Raw genomic sequence first — 22,468 nt, forward strand, 5'->3', positions numbered from 1 at the left:
GCCTGCTGGTAGTTGTTGGTTACGGCCACGCTGTAAAACTCGGCCACGGCGTTGTCGCCTGCCAGGATGCACGAAGGATACTTCCAGGTAATGGCACTGCCTGTCTCGACCTGCGTCCACGACAGCTTGCTGTTCACGCCCTTGCAAATGCCGCGCTTGGTGACGAAGTTGTACACGCCTCCCTTGCCTTCGGCATCGCCCGGATACCAGTTCTGCACGGTGCTGTACTTCACCTCGGCACGGTCGTGTACCACAATCTCCACAATGGCGGCATGAAGCTGGTTCTCGTCGCGCATCGGAGCCGTACAGCCTTCGAGGTAGGAAACGTAAGCGTCGTCATCGGCCACAATCAGTGTACGTTCAAACTGTCCTGTACCTTGCGCATTGATGCGGAAGTAGGTGGACAACTCCATGGGGCAACGCACGCCTTTGGGAATGTAGACAAACGAACCGTCGGAGAAAACGGCTGAGTTGAGCGCGGCAAAGAAATTGTCGCGGTAGGGAACAACAGAGCCTAAGTATTTCTGCACCAGGTCAGGATGCTCGCGGATGGCTTCGCTCATCGAGCAGAAGATGATGCCTTTCTCCATCAGTGTCTCCTTAAAGGTGGTCTTCACTGAAACGGAGTCCATCACGGCATCCACGGCCATGCCACTCAACGCCATCTGTTCCTCCAGGGGAATGCCCAGCTTGTTGAAGGTCTTAATCAGCTCGGGGTCTACTTCGTCCATGCTCTTGGGGCCTTCCTTCTTCTTGGTGGGGTCGGCATAGTAGGAGATGGACTGGTAGTCAATCTCGGGAATGCGGAGGTGAGCCCATGTGGGCATCTCCAACGTCAGCCAGTGGCGGTAAGCCTTCAGGCGGAACTCCAGCATCCAGTCGGGCTCACCCTTCTTTTGGGAGATAAGACGGATAACGTCTTCGTTCAAGCCCTTCTCGATGACATCGGTATGCACGTCGGTGGTGAAGCCTGCGTGAGTTCCTTGACGTATTTATTGGGTTCTTCTTGTTGTTGCATGTCTTGTATATCTATTGTTTAACCTTGGTCTGTCAAATCCACTCTTCCACCACCTCCTTGGCCTTGGGAAAGAAGGCGCCGGCAAACTTCTCCATCGGATAGTACAACGTGGACTCCTGCTTTTTTGTTTTCTTCAGGAGGGTGTTGTCCGTATCCAGGTATTCCACCACGCAGATGAGCAGGCTTACCAGCAGCGCATACTTCAGCAGTCCCAGACACGCGCCCAGCAGGCGGTTGACCCATCCTAAGGAAACGGCTTCCATGGCCTTGGTCACCAAAGCGGCCACCAGCAGGAAACCCAGCGGAACGGCCAGCCAGATGACGAAGAAGGCAATGCCCTGGGCCACGGTGAGCGAGTCGGTCAGCGGCAGGAAGACCCGTTCGGCCACGGTGGCATAGAGAGCCTTGGCCGCCAGCAGGCCCACAACCAGCCCCAACAGGCCCGCCAGCTGCTTCAGGAAACCCTTCATGAAGCCCAGAACGGCGCCCGCGCCCACAACGGCCAGTATGATGATGTCGATGGTTGTCATAAATCCAAATCTCTTGTTCAAAACAAAAAAGGCACGGACTACACACGCTGCACGGCCTCTCTAACTGATAAACCCGTGAAATCCGTGTAATCCGTGCCTTCTCTTACCGGACGATGGCCGACACTGCTACAAAGTCTGCTTTACTTCCACTTCTTCGTAAGTCTCGATGATGTCGCCCACCTTGATGTCGTTGCATCCTGTCAGGCTGATACCACACTCGAAGTTGGTGCCGACTTCCTTCACATCGTCCTTGAAACGCTTCAGGGCATTGATGTTGCCGGTGAAGATGACGATACCGTCGCGGATGAGGCGTGCACGGTCGCTGCGTTTCACCTTTCCGGTCTTCACCATGGCACCGGCCACCATACCCACCTTGCTGATGTTGAACACCTCGCGCACCTCGATGGTTGCGGTCACCTGCTCCTTCAGCGTCGGAGCCAGCATGCCTTCCATAGCAGCCTTGACTTCCTCGATGGCGTCGTAGATGACGGAATACTTGCGAATGTCCACGCCTTCCTGTTCGGCCAGCTTGGCGGCAGAGCCCGAAGGACGTACCTGGAAGCCCACGATGATGGCATCGGAAGCGGCGGCCAAGGATACATCGGACTCGGAAATCTGTCCAACGCCCTTGTGAATGACGTTGACCTGAATCTGCTCGGTGGAAAGCTTGATGAGCGAGTCGCTCAAGGCTTCGACCGAACCGTCCACGTCGCCCTTGACGATGATGTTCAGCTCGTGGAAGTCGCCCAAAGCCAAGCGGCGTCCCACTTCGTCCAGTGTCAGCATCTTCTGCGTGCGCAGGCCCTGTTCGCGCTGCAACTGCTCGCGCTTGTTGGCTATTTCGCGTGCCTCCTGCTCGGTTTCAATCACGTGGAAGGTGTCGCCTGCGGCAGGTGCTCCGTTCAGGCCCAGAATCAATGCGGGCTCTGCGGGACCGGCCTGCGTCATGCGCTGGTTACGCTCGTTGAACATGGCTTTCACCTTACCATAGTTGGTACCGGCCAAGACGATGTCGCCCACCTTCAGCGTACCGTTGGAAACGAGTACCGTAGCCACATAGCCGCGGCCTTTGTCCAAAGACGACTCGATGATGGAGCCTGTGGCCTTACGGTTGGGGTTGGCCTTCAAGTCCAGCATTTCGGCTTCCAGCAGCACTTTCTCCATCAGTTCGGGCACTCCGATGCCTTTCTTGGCCGAGATGTCCTGCGACTGATACTTGCCGCCCCATTCCTCCACGAGGAAGTTCATGTTGGCCAGTTCCTCCTTAATCTTGTCGGGATTGGCAGCAGGCTTGTCTATCTTGTTGATGGCAAATACAATGGGAACTCCGGCGGCAGTGGCGTGGTTGATGGCTTCCTTGGTCTGGGGCATCACGTTGTCGTCGGCCGCCACGATGATGATGGCGATATCCGTCACCTTGGCACCACGCGCACGCATGGCGGTAAAGGCTTCGTGACCCGGCGTGTCGAGGAAGGTAATCTTGCGTCCGTCTTCGAGCGTCACGTTGTAGGCACCGATGTGCTGCGTGATGCCTCCCGCCTCGCCGGCAATTACGTTGGCCTTGCGGATGTAGTCCAGCAACGATGTCTTACCGTGGTCTACGTGACCCATGACGGTAACAATCGGCGCACGGGGCTGGAGGTCTTCTTCGGCATCCTCCTCCTCTACAATGGCCTGTGCCACTTCGGCGCTGACATATTCTGTCTTGAAGCCGAACTCCTCGGCCACCAGGTTGATGGTCTCGGCGTCGAGGCGCTGGTTGATGGACACCATGATGCCCACGCTCATGCAGGTACCGATGACCTGCGTTACGGGCACGTCCATCATGCTGGCCAATTCGTTGGCCGTCACAAACTCCGTCAGCTTCAATACCTTGCTGTCCTCCATTTCCTGGTTTTCCAGTTCGTGCATGCGGTCGGCGGCCAGTTCGCGTTTCTCTTTGCGGTACTTGGCTCCCTTGTTCTTGCCCTTGGCGGTGAGGCGTGCCAGGGTTTCCTTCACCTGCTTGGCTACGTCTTCCTCGCTCACTTCCTGCTTGATGACGGGTTTCTTGAAGCGGTCTTTGTTCTTCTTTCCGCTGCCCTGGGGCTTGTCACCTCCGGGCTGCATTCCGCCCTTCTGCCCTCCGCCTTTCTGCTGGAAGTTGGCAGCGTTGTTGATGTCGACCTTCTCTTTGCTGATGCGGTTGCGTTTCTTCTTGCCTGCGCCGTCGGCATCCTTGGAGTCCAGTTTGCTGTCTTCGCGGCGTATCTCCTTCATGATGGCTTCCTTCATCTGCTTGCGCTGGTCCTGACGCTGTTTTTCCTTTTCCTCGCGCTCCTTGCGTTTTTCCTCTTTTGACTTTTTCCGAGGGCGTGTGGATTGGTTCAGGGCAGCCAGGTCGATTTGGCCGATGACGTTGATTTTGGATACGAACTCTGTGCGGCGTATTTTGAATACACCGTCTTCTTCCATGTCGTCAGCGGGCTTGTCTTCTGTTCCGGCCACGGCGGGTCCGGCTTCTTCGACCGTCTCTTCGGGCTCTTCGGCCACTGCCGGTTCCGTGCGGGCCTCTTCGGGCTGTGGCTGAGGTTCCTCGGCTGCGGCCTCTGCGTGTGCGGGTGCTTCGGCTTCCCCTGCTGCGGGTTCCGGCGTTGCGGCTGCCGTTTCTTCGGGTTCAGCTTCGGGTTCGGCGGCGGGAGCCTGCGTCTTTTCTTCTGCGGCGGCAGGACGGCGGTTCAGCTTGTCCAGGTCAATCTTGCCCACAGGCTTGAACTTGGGGCGCACGTCTTCGGGGACTACCGTCTTGATTTCTTCCGTGCGGGGCTTTTCCTGGGTGTCCTGCTCGTATCCGTCGATGGCCACGGTTCCCTTGTTGCGGTCTTTGCTCCGGAGTTCCTGGCTGAAGCGGTCCGACTTTATCTTGAGGTCCTTGTCCGTACTGAATTCCTTCTTCAGCAGCTCAAACTGTTCGTCTGTAATCTTGGTGTTGGGGTTAGCCTCCACGGTGAACCCCTTCTTCTGCAGGAACTCAACGGCCGTCGTGATTCCTACATTCAAATCTCTCGTTACTTTATTTAACCTTATCGTCATATTCTTTTATTAATTGAAAATGGAAAACAGAAAATTGAAAATCAGAAGCCAATTAAAAATGAACAAGCAAAAATCAACAGTCAAAGGACAACTTTCAATTTTCAACTTTCAACTTTCAATCTTCAACTTTCAACTATGGTAGACTTTCTCAATCCTCAAACTCCTGCTTCAGGATGCGCAGCACTTCGTCTACGGTCTCCTCTTCCAGGTCTGTCTTCTCTATCAGCATTTCGCGGGGAGCGTTCAGCACGGCCTTGGCCGTGTCGATGCCCATGCCCTTGATGGCATCTATCACCCATCCGTCTATTTCGTCGCGGAATTCGTCCAGGTAGATGTCTTCGTTCTCGGCGCTTTCGTCCAGTTCGCGGAAGACGTCAATCGTGTATTCTGTCAGCATGCTGGCCAGTTTGATGTTCAGTCCTCCCTTGCCGATGGCCAGCGACACTTCTTCGGGCTTCAGGAATACTTCGGCCTTGCGTTCCTCCTCGTTCAGGCGGATGGACGAAATCTTGGCGGGGCTCAGGGCACGCTGGATGAAGAGCTGCGTGTTGGACGTATAGTTGATGACGTCGATGTTCTCGTTTCTCAGCTCGCGCACGATGCCGTGTATACGGCTTCCCTTCACGCCCACGCAGGCTCCTACGGGGTCGATGCGGTCGTCGTAGCTTTCCACGGCAATCTTGGCCCGTTCGCCGGGGATGCGGGCGATGCGCTTCACGGTTATCAGTCCGTCGTTGATTTCGGGCACTTCCATTTCCAGCAGGCGCTGCAGGAATACGGGCGACGTGCGGCTCAGGATAATCTTCGGGTTGTTGTTGCGGTTGTCCACGCGGGCCACCACGGCGCGTGCCGTCTCGCCCTTGCGGTAGAAGTCGCTGGGAATCTGCTCCGTCTTGGGCAGCAGCAGTTCGTTGCCCTCGTCGTCCAGCAGCAGCATTTCCTTCTTCCATATCTGGTACACCTCGGCATTGACGATGGTGCCCACCTTGTCAATGTACTTGTTGTAGATGCTGTCCTTCTCCAGTTCCAGAATCTTCGAGGCCAGTGTCTGGCGCAGGTTCAGGATGGCGCGGCGGCCGAATTTGGCGAAGTTCACCTCGTCCGTCACTTCCTCGCCCACTTCGTACGAGGCGTCAATCTTGCGGGCCTCGCTCAGGGGAATCTGCAGGTTGGGGTTCTCCAGGTCTTCGTCGGCCACTACTTCGCGGTTGCGCCATATCTCGAAGTCGCCCTTGTCGGGGTTTACGATGACGTCGTAGTTCTCGTCCGTACCGAACATCTTGGCTATCACACTGCGGAACGACTCCTCCAGTACGCTCACCATCGTCGTCCGGTCTATATTCTTCAGTTCCTTGAACTCCGAAAAGGTATCTATCAGGCTCACTGTTTCTTCTTTCTTGGCCATAAAGTCTTATTTAAAGCTGATTAAGTATTTAGTATATTTCACGTCTCCGTATGCCAGTGTCAGGTCTTCGTCCACCATCTTGGGGCGTTTGGCGCCTTCTTCCTTCACCTTGCGGCGGACGGTCAGCACGAACTGCTCCGGGTCGGCATCCTTCAGCACACCCTGCAGCCTGGCGCCGGCGGCGGTCATCACCTCCACCTCGCTGCCTATGTGGTTCAGGTACTGCTGCAACACCTTGAAGGGTTGTCCTATGCCTGCCGAGCCTACTTCCAGTTCGTAGTCCTCTTCCTCGCGGTTCAGTCTGGACTCGATGTAACGGCTCAGCTCCACGCAGTCTTCAATCCAGACTCCTTCCTTGTGGTCTATTTCCACTACAATCCTGTTGTCGGGAGTCACGTTTACCTCTACCAGGAAATACTCTTTTCCTTCCAGCCACTCGCCGACAATCTCACAAACAGTTTTCTTTTCTATCATAAATTCATCCTTATGAACAAAAAAGAGGAGCTTGACTGCCCCTCCACACTTCATCCGATTTCGTCTGCAAAGATATAAATAAAATGTTCGAGTACAAAATATTATTGGTTTTATTTGAATATGCCCGCTAATTATAAAGGCCGCATGCGCCAACGGAATGCGCGGTGGGGAGGGCGCCACAACCGGGCGGCTGCGTTTTTCGACCCCTCATGGAATGAATACTGAAAAAATGGATTACCTTTGCGGAAAATTAATTCCAAACCTCCCACAGCCATGACACACCGTCTGAACACCAACAAGCAATTCATGATAGGCAACGGCATCCTGGCCTTTGCGGTCATCTTCGTGGTCGTCATCTTCGTCTACATGAGCATGCGCCTGCAGCAGCAGAAGAAAGAAGAGCGCAACTTCCTGGAAAGCTATACCCTGACGCTGGAGCGGGGCTTTGCGGGCGACTCCATCTCGCTCTTCCTCAACGACAGCCTGCTGGTCTGCCGACGGATGACGGACGAGCCCTTCAGCCTGGAGGTGGGCCGCTTTGCCGAACAGAGCGCGCTGATGATTGTGGACAATGCCACCGAGAAGCTCTCGCTCTTTGAGCTGAGCGGGAAGGGAGGCACCTACCGCTTCGAGAAGGAGGGGGAGGAGGTGAAGCTGCTCTCGCAGGAGTAGGCTGTAGCGCCAGGGCCCGCCACCGCTGCCCGCCAGGCTCGCGGCACCCCGCACACCGCCCCGGTGCTGACATCTGCCGTGTAAGCCGTCCGGCGCAAATTCCTTGCAAAAAGTCAGATTACGGAGCTTTCCGCTGACACGGGCGTTCTGCGAAAAGTCCGGAACAGGAGCCTGAAACGCCTTCATCGGTGTTCCGGCGGAGCACCGTGCTTGCATCGTCCGTCGGCCGTGCTTGCATCGTCCGTCGACCGTGCTTGCATGGTCCGTCGTCCGTGCTTGCGTGGTCTGCCGTGTTGGCTCGTCCGGAACGCGCAGAATGCTTCTCCAGATTGCCCGGAAGCCTTCTTCCGCCCTGTCCGGGAGGGCGGTTGGCCCCTCCGGATGGCTTGGGGGAGCCGCAACGCGGGCCTGTTCCGGCCCAGGAAACGGCTTTTTCTTCTCTTTCAAATGTAAGGATTTCGCTATCCCTCTGCCGTGCAGGCGGTTGCGGATTTCCGCTTCCGTTTTTTCGTTCGGGCCTGCCGGAGGGCCGGAATGGCGCATTCTCGCGCATCCGGAAAGTCAAAGTGTCAGAATGTAAGATGGGGGCGGGCGCCGTCTGGCCCTATAAGGGCGGCCCTGCCCGGGGCTCGTCGCGTGCCGGCGTTGCCCCTGCGCCAGTCCGTGCTCCTGCCGGCCCGCCGGGCGGCCTCCTGAAATGCAGGCCGGCGCAGGTCTCAGCCGGGGTCCGTATGGATTCCTGTCCGGCTGAGGCCTGCGCCGACCGTTGCTCCCGCTCCGGGTGGCGTACTATTCGCCGACGATGTCTTTCAGCTTGACGCGCTGGAAGGTGATGTGCGCCACGCTGCTTTCATACAGGATGCCCACGGTCTCCTTGTCCACCATCGTCAGGCAGGAGTATCCCCAGCTGTAGCCTTCGTCCAGCAGCAGCTGATGCTTCTCGGACCACGTCCGTCCGCCGTCCAGGCTGACCTTGATGGTCATGTCCTTGCGCTGCTTGTCCGAGTCGGGGTTGGAGAAGATGAGAAGGTCCTTGCCCAGCACGTTGTCTTCCGCCCTGACGCTGATGAGGCTGGCCATGCAGACGGGTTCGCGCAAGGCCGAGCGCGAGGACTCGTGTTCCTGCCACGTCTGTCCCAGGTCCGTCGTGGTGCAGACGGCCCGGCTGCCGCCGCGGTTGTCGCGCATGTTCAGCATCAGCACGCCGGGCTCCACCTCGGCCACCTGTGCTTCGGTGGTGTTGGTGCGTGCCGGCTGGTGGATGGTCCACTTCTGGCCGCCGTCCTTGCTGTACATGATGCCCGCGTTGGGCACACGTGTCTTGTCGATGAACTGGATGGGGAATACCAGCGTGCCGTCCGCCATCGTGATGCCCCGTCCGGGTCCCTGGAGCAGGAAGTACCATTCGGGCAGCTTCACCTGCTTGGTGATGTTGATGGGGGCCGACCACGTCTTGCCGTCGTCGGTACTCTTGGCCAGCACCAGTTGGGCGGTATGGTTCAGGTCCATGCCGGGATGCGAGCTCCACCAGGCCCGCTGGTTGCCCATGCCGTGCGACCAGGCTGCCACAATCCAGATGGTGTTCGTGCGGGTGTCTACCAGTATCGAGGGGTCGCCCACGCCGTTCTGGGCCGCGGGCAGGCCGCCGTACTCGCCGAAGGCAATGGGCAGGCGCATCTTCTCCCACGTGCGTCCGCCGTCCGTGCTGCGGCTCAGGCCGATGTCGATGTGCTCCTGCAGGTCGACGCTGCTGTTATAGCGCACGTCGTAGACGCCCAGCAGCGTGCCCTTGTTGGAAGTGACCAGGCCCGGGATGCGGAAGGCGGCCGAACCGTCGTCGCCCGCATGGCGCACGCCCACGCCCATGCGTCTCACCAGCCCCGCAGGCGATACCGACGCTACGGGCAGCTGCTTGCCGTCGGCACCGGCTGCGGTCACCTCGGCCGTCAGCTTCGTGTCGGGCGAGGCCTTGGGGTTCATTTCCAGGCTCACCCAGAAGTAGTTGACGCCGGGAAACAGCGTCTGCCCGCCGTCCAGCCTGACCGTGTTCTTCGCGGGCTTGGCCTCCGCCTTCTTCACGGAGTAGGAGGGGTTGGCGGCCCTCGTCTGGCCGGGCTGCTGGCTGGAGATGTACTCCACGGGGGCAAAGCGTCCCTTGCCGCGGTCCTGCAGGGCCTCCGTACCGCCGTAATAGAGCTTCACAGACTTGATTTCATTCAGCGGGGTGCCGTCGGCAAAGTTCAGCGTCACGTAGTCGAGCACTTTCGCCTCCTTGGCGTCCAGGCGCAGATAAAACAGCACATTGTCCTGCCTGTCTGTCAGGACGGGGATTTGGGGCGCACGCACCCAGAGCGTGTCGGCGGCCCACGCGGACACGACCGACAACAAACTCAATACAAGGATAAAGGTCTTCTTCATATTTTTCCGGTTAAAACTTACACGAATGGGAATTCATCAATGGCCGGCGGCGGGCGTCATTCCTGCCTGTCGGTCTTGGGTCTGAGGGAGTACAGCTGCACGCACAGCGCCACGGCCACCACGACGGCCAGCATGGCAAAGCCGGCTCCCAGGTTTCCGCCGTCGCCCCAGCGTCCCAGCAGGCTGGTGATGAAGGCTCCGGCAAATACGCCCACCATGTTCATGATGCCGTAGGCCGTGGCCCGCTGCCGGGCCGGCACGAACTGGCAGAGGATGGGCATGTTGTTGGCGTCAAACATGCCGTAGCCGATGCCGAACAGCAGTCCGGCTCCCACAACGGCCGCGATGCTGTGGCCGTAGCCCAGCAGCAGCAGCGAGGGGATGGTCAGGCCCAGCCCGATGGCTCCGGTGTAGACGCGTCCGCGCAGGTTCTTCTGCACCCAGCGGTCGGACAGCACCCCGCCCAGGATGACACCGACAAAGGACGAGACGGCAATGGTGATGGTGGAGAGGGGGCCTGCCTGCGACATGGGCATGTCCAGGTTCTCGGAAAAGAGCGTGGGAAGCCAGTTCTTCGTGGCCCATCCGGGCAGGCTGGGTGCTGCGAAGTAGAGCAATATGACCCAGAAGGCCACGTTGCCCAGCAGCGACTTCAGGCTTACACCCACCGGCTCTTTGGGCTGGCGCAGCGGTCGGTCGGCCGTTTCCGCCGTCTTCTTGTCGCGCAGGAAGAACATCAGCACCACGGCATAGGCAATGCCGATGATGCCAAACCAGTGGAACGTCGTGTGCCAGGAGTAGGCGGCGGCCACTGTGGCGCCGAAGCCGCCCACGGCCTGTCCCGTGTATAGTCCCGTCATGTGAATGCCGACCGCCAGCGAGCGGGTCTTCTCCGAATGGTAATCGGCTATCAGGGAGAGGCCCGCAGGAATGTAGAGGGCTTCGCTGACTCCCATCAGCGCACGCAGCCAGAACACCTGGCTGAAGGTGGTGGCAACGCCCATCAGGTAGGTCACCGCCGACCACACAAACAGGCTGCCCACAATCAGCCACTTGCGGTTGAGGCGGTCGGCAATGATGCCCGAAACGGGGCTCATGAATCCGTAGATGTAGAGGAAGATGGCCATCAGCCACCCGAAGTTGGTGGCGGACTGTAGCTCTACGATGTCCACCTGCATGGCGTCCTTCATGGTACTGAGCATCTGGCGGTCCATGTAGTTGAGCAAGGCGACGCCCCACAGCAGCGCCACCACTACCCACGGATAGATTTTAGAAGTTTTTTTCACGTTCATCAGATTTTGCGGAGAGGTATCAAAGGTTTTCTGGAAGAATTGGGGTTACTGCGGTTTCGACGGGCTGTCCCCGCCGTCCAGCATTGTGCGGCACAGCTCGTAGCCCTTGGTCATCATGCGCGGGATGTGGAACGGCCCCTTGAAGAGGTTCCCCTTGGCGGGCTGGGCCACGGTGCCGTCGCGGTGCAGGTAGCCGTACCACTCGCCGTAGCGGCTGTCGGGGAAGTGGGCATACGTCCAGTCGCTGATGCGTTTGTGCATGTCCAGGTATTTCGGCTCGCCCGTCACCTTGTACGCGTAGAGGGTGGCAATGATGGCTTCGGTCTGCGGCCACCAGAACTTCATGTCCTGCGAATAGTCCTGCGGAGGGAAGTTCCTGCAGTCCCTGAAGTTGATGATGCCTCCGTACGTCTCGTCCCAGCCCCACTGCCACGACCAGTCGAGGATGGTAAGCGCCATGTCCGTCAGTTCGCGGTCTCCGCCGCGGTCGGCAGCCACGTCCAGCAGGAACCAGGCTGTTTCGATGCAGTGGCCGGGATTGATGAGGCGCCCGTTCAGGTTGTCGATGAACTCGCCCTTGGGGCCTACCGTCTCCAGCAGGGCCTTGAACTCGGGGTGCATGAAGCAGTGGCGCAGCGCGTGGACGGACTCGTCAATCTGCCGGTCCAGCTCGGGGTCGTCGGCCACCTTCTTGAGGCGCGAGGCCACGTTGACCATAATCATGGTGATGGAATGTCCCTGTGCCTGGAAGGCCGGCAGATACTTGGGCTCCAGCAGGCCGGGGGTGGAGAGGAAGCGGCGCATGTCCTTGAACAGCCGCAGGGCCTTGCCGGCATACTCGCGGCTGCCTGTGGCCAGCGCATACTCCGCCATGGCGATGGCCGCGAAGCTCTCGCTGAACACGTACCTCCGCTTGCGCAGGGGCACGCCCTCGGCAGTCACCTCGAAATACATCCGCCCGTCCGTGTCGAAGCAGTGGGCTTCAATGAAGTCGAGCGTGCTTTTGGCGGCATCGAGCCACTCCGGGCGTTTCTCTATGTGGTTGTAGGCATAGCAGCAGGCAAAGGCAAAGCGCCCCTGAAACCAGACCGACTTGGTGGAGTCCATCAGGCGGCCTTCGCGGTCCACGCAGGTATATACGCCCCCGTGCTGCCTGTCGAGGCCGTGCTCCAGCCAGAAGGGCATGATGTTGGTGAGCATGTCGTCCCTGTAACGGCCTGCCCAGTAGTTCAGATAGACAGATTGATCCATATCCCGTTCCTCCGCCTTAGAATTGGTTGCAACGCTCAAAGAAACGGATGGCCTCCAGTTCGGCCTTCATGCGGTTTTCCTCCTCGTCCGTCATGTTCTGGAAAGGAGTGCGGTTCTTGCCCAGGTCCAGGCCGATGAGCTTCATGATGCGCTTGCCGGCCACGATGTTGCCGCGGTAGTGGCAGATGACGTTGATGACTTCCTGCGAGAAGTTCTGCAGCTCGCGCGCCTTCTCCAGGTCGCCCGCCTTCCAGGCGTCGAGGATGCCCACCAGGTTGATGCCGTTGTAGTTGGTGGTGCCCCCGATGCCGCCCTGGGCGCCGCCCATGGCCAGCGCGGGCAGGATGGTCTCGTCCTGGCCGTGCAGCATGTCGTACTTGCCGTTCTTGTAGAGGCGGCACTGGTTGTACTCATAGATGCTCTCGTAGGTGTACTTGATGCCCGCAAAGTTGGGGATGCGTCCGTCCACGGCCTCCAGCAGGGCGGTCATGGGCAGGTACGCGCCGTTGAAGGCGGGGATGTGGTAATAGTAGAAGGGAAGGCCGGGCGCGCCGGAGGCAATCTCCTCGCAATACTTCACCAGCTCTTCGATGCGGCCGATTTTGGGGAATGGCGGCGCCATCGCGCCGATGCCCCACGCCCCGATGCGCGCGGCATGTTCGGCCAGCATCCGGCTGGACTTCACGCAGCAGCTGCCCACGTGGACAATCACCTTGAAGCCTGCGGGGGCCACCCGCATCCATTCTTCGGCCAGTCTCATCCGTTCTTCTTCGGTGAGCATGTAGCCCTCGCCGGACGAACCGTTGATAAACACTCCCTTCAGCCCGTTCTTGGCCAGCATCCGGGCATAAGCCCCGATGGGCGCGTAATTCACTTCCCCGTTTTTATCAAAAGGTGTGAAAGGGGCGTCTATTAATCCAATAATTTTTTCCATAGCAGACAGATTTAATGAATAATTTTATTAATTAGCGCAAATATATACAATTGCAAGCATAAGCCCAAGTAAAAGAAAAAGAAATCGAGCCGTGCAGGGCGTTTTTCAAGACGGCATGGGTGAGGGGGGTCAGTCAGGTAGGGGAATGCCCACTATCTGCGGGGTCCGGATGCCCGGTTTTACCTCGCCGCACACCATCCACAACCGTCCCTCGCGGTGGAGCAGGACGCCTCCCGCCTTGCCCATGCCTTCGGCGGCGGGATGCACCTGCCACGTCCGGCGGGCGGGGTCATACTCCAGGATGTCCCGGTTGAATGAGTACCATTCCACGGGCTTTCTCAGGTAGTCGGCGGGGCCTCTTCCCTCCATCGCTTCCTTGAATATGCGATAATCCACTCCTCCGGTGAGGTACAGCCTGCCGCCCACGCTGACGCCTGCCCCGCCCGACAGGGCATACCGTCCGCCACCGGCCGGGGTGGGGAAGGGGATGGGGCCGCTCCACTTGCCGTCCTCTGCCGAGTAGGCCAGCAGGCTGGCCGGAAGGGTGCAGCGGTTGTCCGGCTTGTCGTACATGAAGCCGCCCGCCAGATAGAGCGTCTTGCCGCAGGCCAGCAGCACGGGTTGTACGCGCTGTCCGCCCGGATAGTCTGCAAGGCGGGTCCACGCGCTGTCGGCGTCGGGGCGGAGGGCGTAGAGCGCGCGGCCTCCGTCGCCCTGGTTGCCGCCTGTCACGTAGACCACCCCGTCGGCGCAGGTTGCCGCGGCGTTGTCCACCGCGACGGGCAGTGGCGGTAGGCTGCGCACTGCCAGCCGCCGGCCGCCTTCTGCCGGCTCAATGCGGAACACTTGCGTCAGACTGGAATCGGCGCACTGCCCGCCGATGCACACCAGCCCCTTTTCCGTTTCTGCCGATGCGCCATAGGCCACCGGCAGCGGCAGCTCGGCCGCGGGCTTCCATGCCGACGCCGTATCTGCCGTGTCCAGCGCGTAAACCTGCGGGTAGTAGACTTTCGGGCCACCGTCGGCGGCGGCCACACCGGGGAAGTTGCATCCTCCGCCCACTACCAGCCAGCGCCCCACGAAGCCGGCGAAGGGGGCGGAGACGCCGCCTGGCACGGGATAGTCGGGCAGGCGGCAGGCCGGCTGCGAGGGGGAGGGGGAACAGCCGGCCAGTGAAAGGGCCAGGCAGGCGGGGGCAAGAAGTCTTTTGAAGGGGAACATGTCTTTCATATCGTCAGATTTTAAAATGGATTCGGGCCGACGGCGTGCCGGTGCGGGGGCTGACGGCTTCAGATGGGGGTGGGGAAGTGCCTCAGCTCGGAGCGCAGCCCGCGGGCTTTCCCGTCCGTCATGCTGTCCAGCAACGCCCAGAAGCGGTCGCCGTGGTTCATCTCGCGGGTGTGCGCCAGCTCGTGCAGCAGCACATATTCTATCAGATGCCGGGGCAGGAGGAGCAGGCGGCAGGAAAGGTTGATGCTCTGCCGGGTGGAGCAGCTGCCCCACCGCCCGGTGCTCGTGTTGATTCTGACTTCGCGGTAGGTCAGCCCGTGCCGCTGCGCCAGCCCGGCCAGCAGCGGGGGAAGCACCGTCTGGGCCTTGTCGCGCAAGGCCTCGGTCACCACTTTCTTCAGCCACTCCTGCAAGGAAGGGTCCGAGAAGTCGGTGCGGTGCGGATAGAGAATCGTTGTGCTTACGGGATTGGTCCGAAGCTGGAATTTCTTGGTGTCGGATGCAATCATCGCCAGATGGAAGTAGTCCGCGTCAATCCGGAAGCGGGGGGTGATGAGGTGTCGGGGGGTGCGGGCCGCCAGTACCCGCAAGCGGGGCCGGAGCTCGTCCAGCGCCTGCCTCACCTTGCCCCACTTCGTCAGCCGGGGCACGGTCACCACAAGGCCTCCGTCCGCTCCGTGGAATATCAGCCGGCTGGCACGCGAGTTGACCCGCACCATGACGGTACCCAGTTCCTCGTCTTCCAGATACTCGCCGGTAATGCAATGTTGGTTGTCGTTCATCGTTTCTTTCATTGGTCCGTATCAGGCAGGCGTCCAGCCTGCCGTTAGCATAGCACAAAAGAACAAACTTTCGGACAAATTCGCAATACTTTTATCCACAAAAACGGACATGCTGTCCGGAAACGGACAGTGCTTTAAACAGACATCCGGCTCATTGTCAGCCAACTGGGCTTTTGGTACGCTTCTTGCAAATCCGTTGTCGGAAATTGCCGCATGCCGGCGGCGGGACGGGCGGGAGTAAAATAATGCCCCGCCTTGCAACTTTCTTCCTGCCGTCTGCGTCTAAATGGATAAAAGAAGGATGTTTTACTTTAAACTTACAACGGATATGAAGAAACTGACAACTCTCGCAACTCTCTTCCTGCTGGTCTTCAGCATAAGCTCGTGCGCACAATCGTACAGACACCGCTTCAGCACGGGAAACAGCTGGCTGGGCGGCAAAGAGGTGAAAGCAAGCAAGAACTACGTGACCAAGGAAATCAAGGTGAAGGACTTCGACCGCATACAGGTGGAAGGCAGCCTGGACGTCACCTACAAGCAGCAGACGGGCAAGCCCGAAGTGGAAATCTACACGTCGGACAACATCGTGGACCTGCTGGACATCTACGTAAAGGGGGGCACGCTGTACCTCAATTTCAAGAAGAACGTAAGCGTGGCCTACAACAAACTGGAAATCCGTGTCTGCTCGAACCGGCTGGGCTACGCCAGCGTGACGGGCTCGGGCAGCCTGGACCTGGCCAACGCCCTGAACACGGACAACCTGGAACTGAAGGTGACGGGCTCGGGCGACATCACGGGCGGCGACATCAGCTGCACGGAGGGATTCACGGCGTCGGTGACGGGTTCGGGTGACTTCAAGTGCAAACAGCTCACCACCCGGATGCTGAACGTCGGCGTGACAGGCTCGGGCGACCTGAACGTGGAAAACGCTTCCGCCACTTCGGTGGTGGCCAACGTGGCCGGGTCGGGAACCCTGAAAATCAAAGGTAAGGCCGAAGAGGCCGAATACAGCGTGGCAGGCTCGGGCGACCTGCTGGCCAGCGACTTCGAGGTACAGCGCGTATCGGCCGCCGTGGCGGGCTCGGGCGACATCAAGTGCCACGCTGTAAAGTTCCTGAAAGCACGCACCAACGGCAGCGGTGACATCGGCTACAAAGGAAATCCCGAACTGGACTACCCGAAAAAAGGACTCTACAAACTCTAATGAAAATCCCGCCGGACGGGCGGGAGGAAAACTACCACATAAATTCTCTCTGACGGCTCCCTACCCGACCATACCCAAGGGGGACAGAGCCGTCCACAATCGACACATTTTGGAAAAGGCTTCCGCGAGGAAGCCTTTTTTATGCGGAGGACGGACGGCGGAAAAGGCTGCGAACCACAAGCCATGCGGAGCCGCCGGATGGGGCGCCTGCATCCCGTCCGGACGAAGCCTGCACGGTCTGCGGACGAAGCTTGCACGGTCTGCGGTCGGTGCAAGCACGGTTCTCGGACCATGCAAGCATGGCCCAAGCACTGGCCATCAAGGCTGAAGGAAGGCGGCCGGACTACAGGCCGGGAGACGCAAGTCCGCGCTTCGGCCAAGGCAAAATAAAAGGGACGCTGCATCACGCGGCATCCCATTTATCTTAGTTAGTTCTTACAAGTTTTTTTGAGAGAATTGAAACTTCACAGCCTCAAATAATCATTCTAATAAAGCACACTAACTATATTCATGTTAAAGCAAATGAAAATGTTATTTTAAATAAAGCAAATGAAAATTACTACTTCCTGAGCTCCTGCCTATCCACCCGATGCAGACTGTCCAAAATCTGCTTTTCGTGGGACACCGCCGTTTCTTCCGAGAAAGCCACGGACGGCGCAGAAACCTGCTTGCCGATGGTGTCGGCCGCCGTTACCCCGTCCGCATCGGACTGGAACGAATGCTGCACCACGTTGCCCAGCATGAACACCACCGCCACAACGGCGGCTGCCTTGAAGAGCGGCGCCAGACGCGCCCTCAGCGTCATGCGGCGGGCCTTGACAACGGTCGGCTCCACTTCGGCCAGTACGCGTGCGTCGAAGTCATCGCCCAGACGTACCTCCTGCTGGGATTGCTGATATATGAACAAGTCCCTGTAACGAAGCAGGCCGGCAGGCAGATGCCCGTCGTGCCGCACGAAGAAGTCGCGCAGTTGCGCCTCTTCCTCCAGCGAGGTCTCGCATTGCCAATAACGCTCCAACAATCTTTCCGCTTCCTTAAAGTCCATATTCATCTATATCTATAAACCGTTGTTTCACTTTCTGCCGCGCCCTGAAGAGGTTCACCTTCACCTGGTCTTCCGTCAGGTTCAAGAGCGCCGCAATTTCCTTATAACCCTTGCCCTCCACGTCCCGCAGCTGCATGATGAGCCGCTGTTTCTCGGGAAGCTCGTTGACCAGCCTGTGAACCAGGTTCATCCGTTCCTTGTCTACCAGCCTGTCGTAGGGGCTCGATGCGTCGGGCGTCTGCTCCATCTCTGCGGTCAGCTCCACCGTCTGCGAGTCTTTCCGCTCGCTGTGGTCTATCGCCAGGTTCCTTGCCACCGTCAGGCAGTAGGCCTCCAGCGAACCGAACTGCACCCACTCGTCGCGCTTGTTCCACACCCGAATCAGCGTTTCCTGCACCACATCTTCCGCTTCGGCCCTGTCGTAAGTAATCCTGAGGGCCAGCCGAAAGAGCTTGTCTTTCAGCGGGAGGATGTCATTACGGAAACTGATTTCTTGCATCTCTAATAAGAATGACGGTTAAGGGGGCGGAAAGTTACAGTCCGCCCCCACTTTTTTTATTTATTTTCCCGAAGGGCGCTCACTACGTGTGTGCCCGCTGCGGTGCCGATGGCTGCGGCCGAGGTAATGACCACTTCCGTCACGCCTGCCTCCAGAGCCTGGAAGGCGTTCTCCAGCTTGGGTATCATGCCGCCTTGGATGACGCCTTCGTCCGTCAGGCGGCGGAACTCGGCGGGGGTGATGGTGGGGATGACGCTGTCGTCGTCCGCCTCGTTGCGCAGCACGCCCTTCTTCTCGAAGCAGTAGACCAGGGTGACGTCGAACAGCCGGGCCAGCGCCTTGGCCGTCTCGCCCGCAATGGTGTCGGCGTTGGTGTTGAGCAGATGGCCCTCGCCGTCGTGGGTCAGGGGTGCCATGACGGGCACCACGCCCTTGGCTATGAGGTCGCCCAGCAGGGTGGCATTGACCTGCTTCACGTCGCCCACGAAGCCGTAGTCCACCTCCTTGACGGGGCGTTTCACGGAGCGGATGACGTCCATGTCGGCTCCCGTCAGGCCCAGCGCGTTGACGCCGCGTGCCTGCAGGCCGGCCACGATGTTCTTGTTCACCAGGCCGCCATAGACCATGGTCACTACGCGCAGGGTCTCTGCGTCGGTGATGCGCCGTCCGTCCACCATGCGGCTCTCGATGCCCAGGCGTTCGGCCAGCTTGGTGGCAGAGCGGCCTCCGCCATGTACCAGCACCTTGAGGCCTTCGATGGCGGCAAAGTCGTCCAGCAACTTGTGGAGGGTGGCTTCCTCCTCCACGATTTTTCCTCCTACTTTGATGAGTGTGAGTTTCTCTTTCATTATTCTTATCTATTAATTGCCACAGAGGACACAGAGGTACACAGAGCTTCTATACTTTCTCTCTGTGCCACTCCGTGTCCTCTGTGGTGAAAATCCTTTATTCCAAATAAGTATATCCGTACAGGCCCGAGCGGTAGTTGGCCAGGAATTCCTTGCCCTCATCGAGAGAGATGCGTCCTTCCTTCACCGACTGGGTTACCCATGTCTCGAGCTTGCGCACCAGCTTCTTGGGGCTGTACTGCACGTAGTCCAGCACCTCGGCCACCGTCTCGCCGTCGATGAGCTGGTCGATGGTGTAGCCCTTGCTGTTGACAGAGACATGGACGGCATTGGTGTCGCCGAAGAGGTTGTGCATGTCACCCAGGATTTCCTGATAGGCTCCCACCAGGAAGACGGCCAGGTAATAGCTCTCGTTCTCGCGCAGCGCGTGCAGGGGCAGCGTGGTGGTGTCGGGACGCGAGCTGACGAAGTTGGCAATCTTGCCGTCTGAGTCGCAGGTCATGTCCTGAAGGGTGGCTTCGCGGTCGGGCTTCTCGTCCAGGCGCTGGATGGGCATGATGGGAAACATCTGGTCGATGGCCCACGAGTCGGGCAGCGACTGGAAGAGGGAGAAGTTGCAGAAGTACTTGTCGGCCAGCAGCTTGTTCAGCTTGCGGAACTCCTCGGGACAGTGCTTCATGTTGGTTGCAATGGTGTTTATCTCGCGGCAGATGCTCCAGTAGAGCTTCTCTATCTGTGCGCGGGTGTTCAGGTCCACGATGCCGTGGCTGAAGAGGTCGAGTGCCTCCTCGCGTATCTGCTGCGCGTCGTGCCAGGGCTCCAGCATGGAGCGTTGGCTCAGGTTGTCCCAGATGTCGTAGAGTTCCTTCACCAGTTCGTGCGCGTCGGGGCCGGGTTCCCATTCGTCGTCCATCTGGGGCAGGGAAGCTGTCTCCAGCACCTCGAAGATGAGTACGGAGTGGTGGGCCGTCAGGCTGCGGCCCGTCTCGGTGATGATGTTGGGATGTTCGAAGCCGTGCTTGTCTGCAGCGTCGACAAAGGTGGACACCACGTCGTTGACATACTCCTGGATGGAGTAGTTGACGGAGCTTTCGCTGTTGGACGAGCGTGTGCCGTCATAGTCCACTCCCATGCCGCCGCCCGTGTCGACGAACTCGATGTTGAAGCCCATCTTGTGCAGCTGCACGTAGAACTGCGAGGCTTCGCGCAGGGCGTTCTTGATGCGGCGTATCTTGGTAATCTGGCTGCCGATGTGGAAGTGGATGAGCTTGAGACAGTCCTTCATGTCGCGCTTCTCCAGGAAGTCCAGCGCCTCGAGCAGTTCGCTGGAGGTCAGGCCGAACTTGCTGCCGTCGCCTCCGCTTTCCTCCCACTTGCCGCTGCCGCTGGAGGCCAGCTTGATGCGGATGCCTATGTTGGGGCGTACTTTCAGTTGTTTGGCCATCTTGGCGATGAGGTTCAGCTCGTTCAGCTTCTCCACCACCAGGAAGATGCGCTTGCCCATCTTCTGCGCCAGCAGGGCCAGTTCGATGAAGCTCTCGTCCTTGTAGCCGTTGCACACCACCAGCGAGTCGGGGTCGGTGTTGACGGCAATGACAGCGTGCAGCTCGGGCTTGGAGCCTGCCTCCAGGCCCAGGTTGAACTTCTTGCCGTGGCTGATCATCTCCTCTACCACGGGACGCATCTGGTTCACCTTGATGGGGTAGATGATGAAGTTCTCGCCTTTGTAGCCATATTCTTCGGCGGCCTTCTTGAAACAGCAGGACACCTTTTCGATGCGGTTGTCCAGAATGTCGGGGAAGCGCACCAGCATGGGGGCTGTCACATCGCGCAGTTGCAGCTCGTCCACCAGTTCCCTCAGGTCAACGGCCACTCCGTCCTTGCGCGGTGTCACCACCACATGTCCCTTCTCGTTGATAGCAAAGTACGAAGTGCCCCAACCCGTGATGTTGTACAGCTCTTCCGAATCTTCAATACGCCATTTTCTCATTATTCTTCAGCTTGTCAGTTGTTGGTTAAGATTGATATTTTCAGTGGGCAAAAATAGTGAAAGGTGAGTGGAGAGGCAAACGAAAAACGAAGTTTTTCAGGTTGACTATCCCGAACCGCATCCTATTTTATTCAAAAACGGTGATAAATCCCATATATACCTTATTATAGGTAAAAAAACATGCGTTATCTTCCTATTATATCCCCAGCAGGGTACGCAGACGGGCGACGGACTCCGTTATCTGGCTCCGGCTCTCCAGACGGCTGCCGTCGAAGCGGTAGCGGGCCTGCGCGTAGTGGGGCATCCGCCGCTCCAGCGCCTCGCCGATGAAGGCACGCAGTTCGTCGTCCGTCTTGCCCTGCAGGATGGGACGTTGCTGCGTGGCCACCCGCAGGCGGCGGAAGAGCACGTCCGTGTCCACATCGAGGAACACTGTCTGCCCCTGCCGGTTCATGTACTCCATGTTGTCGAAGAAGCACGGCGTGCCGCCTCCGGTGGAGATGATGACGTCCTCAAACTCGCCCGCCTCGTGCAGCATGGAGCGTTCCAGCTCGCGGAACCCGTCCTCGCCCCGTTCGGCGAAGAGCTGGGGGATGGACTTGTGGAAACGTTCCTCGATGTACCAGTCGAGGTCAATGAAAGACACCTTCAGCTCGCGGGCAAAAGCCTTTCCCAGTGTAGTCTTTCCGGCACCCATGTAGCCGGTCAGGAATATGCGTATCATATTGCGGGTATGGTTTTGAGTTTTAAAGTTTATGAGTTCTTGAGTTGACAGGCAAAGGTAAGCAATTCTTTTCGGATTCTTGAAACGGCGGTAGGGGCATCTTGGTAAAAAAACATCCGCCCGGTTTGCCGGCCTTTGGCTTTCTGGCGGAAGGGGCCGATATCCTTGTTTGTGGCCGCATTCTGCCTGTGCGAAGAGAAAACTGTGGCCGGATGTCGAGTTTTCGGGAGGAAAGCTTGCTTTTCCGGCATAAATAGCTTAATATTGTAGTGATAACCAATCTTGTATGCTTATGAAAAAGTATGTTGCAGAAATGTTGGGGACGATGGTACTCGTTCTCATGGGATGCGGAAGCGCGGTTTTTGCCGGCAGCGTGGCCGACACGGTGGGCGCCGGTGTAGGTACCATTGGAGTGGCTTTGGCCTTCGGCCTTTCGGTTGTGGCCATGGCTTATGCTATCGGGGGCATTTCAGGATGCCACATCAATCCTGCCATTACGCTGGGTGTCTTCCTTACGGGACGCATGAACGGGAAGGATGCTTCGATGTACATGCTTTTCCAGGTGATTGGGGCCATTCTCGGTTCGGCCATTCTGTATGCGCTCCTTACTACGGGCGCTCACGCAGGGCCTACGGAGACGGGTGCCAACAGCTTTGATGCGGGCGAGGCGGTGCAGGCTTTCATTGCCGAGGCTGTGTTCACGTTTGTTTTTGTGCTGGTGGTGCTGGGTTCTACCGACTCCAAAAAGGGGGCGGGACAGCTGGCCGGCCTGGCTATCGGTCTGACGCTGGTTCTGGTGCACATCGTCTGCATTCCCATCACGGGGACGTCGGTCAATCCCGCACGCAGTATCGGTCCGGCCCTGTTCGAGGGCGGTGTGGCCTTGTCGCAGCTGTGGCTCTTCATTGTAGCGCCTTTCGTGGGAGCTGCATTCAGTGCGATGGTGTGGAACTACCTGGGGAAGGAATAAGCGCGTGAGTACGTTTCAGGCACGGATTGCACAGCAGATTCCTGGGAGAATCTGTAAGAACCTGTGTAACCCGTGCCTGAACAACGGTATCAGCCCGGCTGTACCTGTGC

18 protein-coding genes and 1 pseudogene are annotated in these 22,468 nt (G+C 58.7%); 3 read left to right on the plus strand and 16 right to left on the minus strand.

Features of this window, described 5'->3' with window-relative positions; all coding sequences use genetic code 11:
• The 5 genes and pseudogenes from sufB to rimP all read right to left on the minus strand — a co-directional run.
• Positions 1-1,018, minus strand: a pseudogene (gene sufB, locus Q1Y74_RS04030) (Fe-S cluster assembly protein SufB); the annotation flags it as partial.
• 32 nt (positions 1,019-1,050) lie between these two features.
• The gene (locus tag Q1Y74_RS04035; RefSeq protein ID WP_300812455.1) at positions 1,051-1,548 is read right to left on the minus strand and encodes a CvpA family protein; all 498 of its coding nucleotides are present in this window, start codon (positions 1,546-1,548) and stop codon (positions 1,051-1,053) included.
• 126 nt (positions 1,549-1,674) lie between these two features.
• Complete coding sequence (infB, locus tag Q1Y74_RS04040) at positions 1,675-4,620, minus strand: translation initiation factor IF-2 (RefSeq protein WP_300812456.1); 2,946 nt, start codon at positions 4,618-4,620, stop codon at positions 1,675-1,677.
• Between the two features lie 148 nt (positions 4,621-4,768).
• A complete protein-coding gene (gene nusA / locus Q1Y74_RS04045; protein WP_300812457.1) occupies positions 4,769-6,025 on the minus strand; it encodes a transcription termination factor NusA in 1,257 nt (418 codons plus the stop codon).
• Between the two features lie 6 nt (positions 6,026-6,031).
• The gene (gene rimP / locus Q1Y74_RS04050; protein WP_300812458.1) at positions 6,032-6,499 is read right to left on the minus strand and encodes a ribosome assembly cofactor RimP; all 468 of its coding nucleotides are present in this window, start codon (positions 6,497-6,499) and stop codon (positions 6,032-6,034) included.
• Between the two features lie 273 nt (positions 6,500-6,772).
• On the opposite strand from rimP, the gene Q1Y74_RS04055 reads away from it, so the two are divergent.
• Positions 6,773-7,171: a hypothetical protein gene (locus Q1Y74_RS04055; protein ID WP_300812459.1), complete on the plus strand. Its 399-nt coding sequence runs from the start codon at positions 6,773-6,775 to the stop codon at positions 7,169-7,171.
• A 789-nt stretch (positions 7,172-7,960) separates the two neighbouring features.
• On the opposite strand, the gene Q1Y74_RS04060 is transcribed toward Q1Y74_RS04055, so the two are convergent.
• From Q1Y74_RS04060 to Q1Y74_RS04085, 6 genes are all read right to left on the minus strand, one after another.
• Positions 7,961-9,589, minus strand: coding sequence for a sialidase family protein (locus Q1Y74_RS04060; RefSeq protein ID WP_300812460.1), 1,629 nt, complete (start codon positions 9,587-9,589; stop codon positions 7,961-7,963).
• 56 nt (positions 9,590-9,645) lie between these two features.
• Positions 9,646-10,881, minus strand: coding sequence for an MFS transporter (locus Q1Y74_RS04065; RefSeq protein WP_300812461.1), 1,236 nt, complete (start codon positions 10,879-10,881; stop codon positions 9,646-9,648).
• A 45-nt stretch (positions 10,882-10,926) separates the two neighbouring features.
• Positions 10,927-12,132 carry an AGE family epimerase/isomerase gene (locus tag Q1Y74_RS04070; protein ID WP_300812462.1) on the minus strand — a complete coding sequence of 402 codons (1,206 nt, stop codon included), beginning with the start codon at positions 12,130-12,132 and terminating at the stop codon, positions 10,927-10,929.
• Positions 12,133-12,148: 16 nt separating this feature from the next.
• Positions 12,149-13,066: a dihydrodipicolinate synthase family protein gene (locus tag Q1Y74_RS04075; protein WP_300812463.1), complete on the minus strand. Its 918-nt coding sequence runs from the start codon at positions 13,064-13,066 to the stop codon at positions 12,149-12,151.
• Positions 13,067-13,195: 129 nt separating this feature from the next.
• Positions 13,196-14,296 (minus strand): cyclically-permuted mutarotase family protein, encoded by a 1,101-nt coding sequence (locus Q1Y74_RS04080; protein WP_300812464.1) that lies wholly within the window; start codon positions 14,294-14,296, stop codon positions 13,196-13,198.
• A 59-nt stretch (positions 14,297-14,355) separates the two neighbouring features.
• On the minus strand, positions 14,356-15,078 hold the full coding sequence (locus tag Q1Y74_RS04085; RefSeq protein ID WP_300812465.1) for a YgjP-like metallopeptidase domain-containing protein: 723 nt from the start codon (positions 15,076-15,078) through the stop codon (positions 14,356-14,358).
• Between the two features lie 328 nt (positions 15,079-15,406).
• On the opposite strand from Q1Y74_RS04085, the gene Q1Y74_RS04090 reads away from it, so the two are divergent.
• Positions 15,407-16,282: a head GIN domain-containing protein gene (locus Q1Y74_RS04090; RefSeq protein WP_300812466.1), complete on the plus strand. Its 876-nt coding sequence runs from the start codon at positions 15,407-15,409 to the stop codon at positions 16,280-16,282.
• 559 nt (positions 16,283-16,841) lie between these two features.
• Here Q1Y74_RS04090 and Q1Y74_RS04095 read toward each other — a convergent pair.
• The 5 genes from Q1Y74_RS04095 to Q1Y74_RS04115 all read right to left on the minus strand — a co-directional run bounded on the left by Q1Y74_RS04095 (position 16,842) and on the right by Q1Y74_RS04115 (position 21,388).
• Positions 16,842-17,327 carry a hypothetical protein gene (locus tag Q1Y74_RS04095; protein WP_300812467.1) on the minus strand — a complete coding sequence of 162 codons (486 nt, stop codon included), beginning with the start codon at positions 17,325-17,327 and terminating at the stop codon, positions 16,842-16,844.
• Positions 17,317-17,826, minus strand: coding sequence for a sigma-70 family RNA polymerase sigma factor (locus tag Q1Y74_RS04100; protein WP_300812468.1), 510 nt, complete (start codon positions 17,824-17,826; stop codon positions 17,317-17,319). Before Q1Y74_RS04100 ends, Q1Y74_RS04095 begins: the two co-directional genes overlap by 11 nt.
• A gap of 56 nt (positions 17,827-17,882) precedes the next feature.
• Entirely contained in the window at positions 17,883-18,674 is a 792-nt protein-coding gene (argB, locus tag Q1Y74_RS04105) for an acetylglutamate kinase (RefSeq protein WP_300812469.1), read from the minus strand.
• Between the two features lie 97 nt (positions 18,675-18,771).
• Positions 18,772-20,664 (minus strand): biosynthetic arginine decarboxylase, encoded by a 1,893-nt coding sequence (gene speA, locus Q1Y74_RS04110; RefSeq protein WP_300812470.1) that lies wholly within the window; start codon positions 20,662-20,664, stop codon positions 18,772-18,774.
• A 196-nt stretch (positions 20,665-20,860) separates the two neighbouring features.
• On the minus strand, positions 20,861-21,388 hold the full coding sequence (locus Q1Y74_RS04115; protein WP_300812471.1) for a shikimate kinase: 528 nt from the start codon (positions 21,386-21,388) through the stop codon (positions 20,861-20,863).
• A 286-nt stretch (positions 21,389-21,674) separates the two neighbouring features.
• Between Q1Y74_RS04115 and Q1Y74_RS04120 the strand changes: the two genes are divergently transcribed.
• Positions 21,675-22,358 carry an MIP family channel protein gene (locus Q1Y74_RS04120; protein WP_300812472.1) on the plus strand — a complete coding sequence of 228 codons (684 nt, stop codon included), beginning with the start codon at positions 21,675-21,677 and terminating at the stop codon, positions 22,356-22,358.
• Positions 22,359-22,468 lie beyond the last annotated feature (110 nt).

The organism is uncultured Bacteroides sp. (genome assembly GCF_949298305.1).
Taxonomy (GTDB): Bacteria; Bacteroidota; Bacteroidia; order Bacteroidales; family Bacteroidaceae; genus Bacteroides.